Below are 4,149 nucleotides of genomic sequence, written 5' to 3' on the forward strand. Positions count from 1 at the left end.
GTAGCCATCTGCGGTCAACATGGGTTTGCCGTGCGCTTACGATGATGCGACTAAAAAAGCAAGCAGTCATGCGGGTTTCCGCCTCTCGGAAACCATCGAGTCGGCATGATTGCTCGGTATGTGACCACTCCACCACGGCAGCAGTGCAATCTGCTGCGATAATAAGCATGTGGGCCGTTAGCTCAGTTGGTTAGAGCAGAGGACTCATCAAAATGGTGACCCTGGCGTGAGAGCGCCAGCGGAAAACTGGGTGAATTCAGGGAAACCGTCGGCTTCGTATGAAGTATCACGGCAATCCTGAGCCAAGCCCGCCGAAGGCAGGTCGAAAGATCGGTAGGCGGGAAGGTGCAGAGACTAGGGTGTGAGGAGCCAATCCGATAAGCACCCCACGAGCGCCCGGCACCCTTACGTGCGATGGAAACATCGTGACGCGGGTGATGAGATAGTCCAGGGAGTGGGGAAACCCACGCCAACCTGAATCCTTTGGTCGTAGGTTCAAGTCCTACACGGCCTACCACTTATTCTTCGTCTTGGCCATTGACGAAAAGGCGCACCTGTTGGCATGGCCCGACAGGTGACTTGGGGCAGCGCTCCGGCGCACTTCAATGACTTGGGCGCGCCCTTTGATGGCCACGCAGGTTGCCAAGAAGTTGCTATTAAATTGTCGCCTTTAACGGGGTTCATCGTAATGATTGCTGCCGATCAACAGCGTTTCAGGGATGCGGTGGCTGCATCCAAAGCCCGCGCCTCCTCTTTTATCGCGTCCATTCCTCAAGATTTAGCCAAGCGTGAAGACCTCATTGGGGAGGAAGTCCTTCGCGAGAATTCGTCCGCGAAGTCAAAGCTTGGCAAGCTGTATCGCCTGGTTGAAGAACTCGGGGAGGCGGCAAAACCTTTTATTGCATGCGGAAAAGGTTGCTCTGCCTGTTGCCGGATGAATGTGACCATCTCTTCCATGGAAGCCGAGCGTTTGGCGCAATTCAGCAAAAAACGCATTAACCGCGTAGATCACCACATCCATCATGATCCAACCCGCTTCGCGGGCGTTGCGTGCCCCTTCCTTGTCGAGAACGCATGTTCGGTCTACGCAATTCGTCCCTATGCCTGTCGAGCTCATGTGTCTTTCGATACGACCGCGTATTGGTGTGAGCCTGAACGTGCGTACGAAGAAGGAATGGGAATGGTCAGTTTCGACGGCGCAAAATCAGCCTACCTTGCGGTCTTGGCGAAGGTGCCGGACTCCAGGTTTGCCGACATCCGAGACTTTTTTCCTGGGTAGCGCAGAGAATTATTGAGCGCTTCTGTAGCCTGGATGTAGCCTAGAGCCTGCGCTGATTCCATAACCTGTTGATGTTAAAAGGAAATGTTTTTCTTGACAGATTACTCATAATCCTTTGGTCGTTGGTTCAAGTCCAACACGCCCTACCAAGCTAGATAAGGAAAGCCTGCTATCAATGCGGTAGCGGGCTTTTTTGTTTTCTGTTCGATGTAAGGGCGGATGTAAGCGATTTCGGCAAAACCACCCAGCACCAGCAACAAAAAAGCCCCACAGGCGGGGGCTGGGTGTTGGGCTCAGGGCCATGTCAGCCGGGCGGCTCACCTGCGGCCCGTGTCGCTTCGCTCATGACGGCCCACCGTCTGGAACAAAGATGATTTCGCCACAGGCGACGGAGTACAGGAATTGCCCCGCGTCCTGCGCATCATCGTCGGTCATCTTTTCGCCCGTGTCTTTTCCCTCCTCCGGTATCAGCGCCAGGACGGGGGCAAGCAAGGTTTTCATGACCTCAAGGTCAAGCCCCACGGCATCGCGCAGTTCGGGCGGCACGTTGCGCAGCGCGGCCCGTAGTGTTGGGGCGAACACATCAAGCGGCAGGCCAGCCACCAGCAGCGCGGCAGCGCCACGCATACAGGCTTGTGCATGTGCCAGGTGGTCGCGTGTGGCTGCGGTGGTGCGGCGCGGCTCTGGCTTGCGCATGGCGATGTTCAAGTGCTTTTCACGCCAGGCGCGCACGGCTTCAATCGAAGTCATGGGGCAGCCCTGCTTTTTCATCTTGGTCATGGCGGGGGAGGACAAGCCCAACGCACGGCCAATGGCGTTCTGTGAAGGTGGTTTTGTCATATGCTGCGCATTGCTTAATTGAGAATGGTTATCACTCACTGTTAACCATTCTAAAAAATCTACTGACTAGGGCGGGGTCGGGGCACGAATTACCCGCATCGTGGGAGTGCAGGGAGAACCTATGCACCGGGGGGCACCCCCCCCGTCAAAGGTTCTCCCGGCGCTCTGCCCCGTGCGGGTCATGCTGGCGCACTCACGGACTGTTTCGCACCATTGCCCAAGGGGGTTAAGTAGTAAGCCCCCAGCGCGCAAGGTGCGGCAATGGCTGGGGACTGGCGCTGCTCCTCAGCTTGGGGCAAGGCCACGCACCATGCGCCACCAGGTCAAGGGGTCGCCGGTCAGGGTGTCATCAAAGCCGGGCGGCAAGGGCTGCGGCCTGGGGGATTGGTGCAAGCCAGCAGGCCACACCACGCGCCAGTCTGCCCGGTCTGCCCGGTAGAACAGTACGGGTAGCGCATTGGTGAGGCGGCTTTGCTCCACGGCCTGCCCCCACCACTGCGCCACCAGGGCGGGCGGCGCGGCCTTGTAGCGCTTGGCCTCGATTGACCAGCCGGGCACGCCCACCAGGTCGTCGTCGCCGTCATGCTGGCGCACCCTGCGGCGCACATCGTGGCCGGTCAGGTCTGCCAGCAGGCGGGCCAGCTCACGTTCACCGGCCTTGCCTTTGTTGCGGCTCAGTCCTGCCATGTGCCACCCCCGTTCAGTCGGTGCCACACCTCGGCAGTCGCCACGGCATCGCGCAGGTTGTAGGCGGCGATTTCCTCACACCGGCCAGCCTGCCAGGCATCAAACACCCCTGCGCCATCAATGCCCCCATCCTTGGGGCTGGGGATGTCCAGCGCACGGCACAGGGCGTCAAGGCTTACCCGGTTGCCATACCCGGCCCACGTCAGCATCGTGTCGCCGTAGTCCTTGCCAGCGTGGGCGGATGGTGCGGGCACCTTGAACGGCAGGCGGACGCTGTTGACGATGCAGCGCCTCCACAAAAACCCAAGGTCGAAGGCGGCGTTATGGGCAATCAGGTACGGGTCTTGGGCGTAGTTGAACCCATCAGCCACGGCGCGGGCGTCGTCATCAATCCATCGGCTCACCTGTTCACCGAAGGCGGTCAGCAACGCGGCTTCGCTTTCGCCCTGGGGGCGGCAGTGCACCCACTCACGGCCATCGCCAGTGACGGCGGCAATGCTCACGATTTCACCGGCCAGCCCACCGTCAAGGCTTTGGCGGCGGTAGGCTTCTTCGGTCGCGGCGTCGGCTTCGGTGGCCCACCAGGCGGCGATGCTCTCCGGTTTCTTCAAAGTGCCGGGCGGCTTGATGCTGGCGCGGGCCTGCGCTTTGGCGTCGGGGTGTTGGCTGGGGATGGTTTCAATGTCAAAAATCAGTTGCATGGTGTTCCCCTTCATCAAAACGGAATGTCGTCATCCATGTCGTCAAAACCGCTGCCAGCAGCGCCAGCAGGCGGTGCGGTAGGGGCTGGCGCTGGGGTGGGGGCTGCTGCTGGCGCTGCTGGTGTCTGCCCTGCGGCGGTCAGTGCAATGGCCTTGGGCGGGTTGCTGCGGGCGAACTCGGGGCTTTCGGCTATCTGCGCTTGCAGGCGTGAACTGAGCCCGGCAAACGCTTGCCAGTCGGGGGCGTCAAGGTCGAAGGAAACCAGCGGCTCCGCACCAGGCGCAGCGGCAAAGCCTTTGGGCAGCTTCATGCAGCTACTCAGGTTTGCATACACGCGGTCGCCTTTTTCTTGGTGCACGATGCCCAGTAGGCAGGGGATGCCCAGCAAGGTTTTCAGGTCGAAGGCTTTCAGTTCTTCAGCGGTGAACGGGCGGCCCCGCCATGCCTCCAGAAACTTGCGCAGCCCGGCCTTTGGGTGAAGGCTGGCAGTGAATCGCTTGCTCACAATGTGCGGGCTTCCATCGTCGCGGCGGTTGTCGCTGTCGGTGATTTCGAAGCTCACCAGAATTTTGCGGGCGGCCTTGGTCTCGCCCTCATAGGCACCCCTTTCAAGGTGTTTAAAAGGAAACCGTCGTAATCTT

At 59.9% G+C, this 4,149-nt stretch carries 4 protein-coding genes and 1 pseudogene; 1 reads left to right on the top strand and 4 read right to left on the bottom strand.

The window, feature by feature from the left end; translation table 11 throughout:
• The first annotated feature begins 562 nt into the window (after positions 1–562).
• Positions 563–1,279, top strand: coding sequence for a YkgJ family cysteine cluster protein (locus J8G26_RS18950; RefSeq protein WP_210570799.1), 717 nt, complete (start codon positions 563–565; stop codon positions 1,277–1,279).
• A gap of 342 nt (positions 1,280–1,621) precedes the next feature.
• On the opposite strand, the gene J8G26_RS18955 is transcribed toward J8G26_RS18950, so the two are convergent.
• The 4 genes and pseudogenes from J8G26_RS18955 to J8G26_RS19510 form a co-directional block, all read right to left on the bottom strand.
• Positions 1,622–2,119 carry a hypothetical protein gene (locus tag J8G26_RS18955; RefSeq protein ID WP_210570801.1) on the bottom strand — a complete coding sequence of 166 codons (498 nt, stop codon included), beginning with the start codon at positions 2,117–2,119 and terminating at the stop codon, positions 1,622–1,624.
• Between the two features lie 285 nt (positions 2,120–2,404).
• Positions 2,405–2,806 (bottom strand): hypothetical protein, encoded by a 402-nt coding sequence (locus J8G26_RS18960; protein ID WP_210570802.1) that lies wholly within the window; start codon positions 2,804–2,806, stop codon positions 2,405–2,407.
• Positions 2,794–3,507, bottom strand: a complete 714-nt coding sequence (locus J8G26_RS18965) for a hypothetical protein (protein ID WP_210570803.1) — start codon at positions 3,505–3,507, stop codon at positions 2,794–2,796. The genes J8G26_RS18960 and J8G26_RS18965 overlap by 13 nt, the downstream gene beginning before the upstream one ends.
• A gap of 14 nt (positions 3,508–3,521) precedes the next feature.
• Positions 3,522–4,149, bottom strand: a pseudogene (locus J8G26_RS19510) (hypothetical protein); the annotation flags it as partial.

Origin of the sequence: Acidovorax sp. JG5 (genome assembly GCF_017939685.1) — a bacterium.
Lineage (GTDB): Bacteria > Pseudomonadota > Gammaproteobacteria > Burkholderiales > Burkholderiaceae_C > Acidovorax.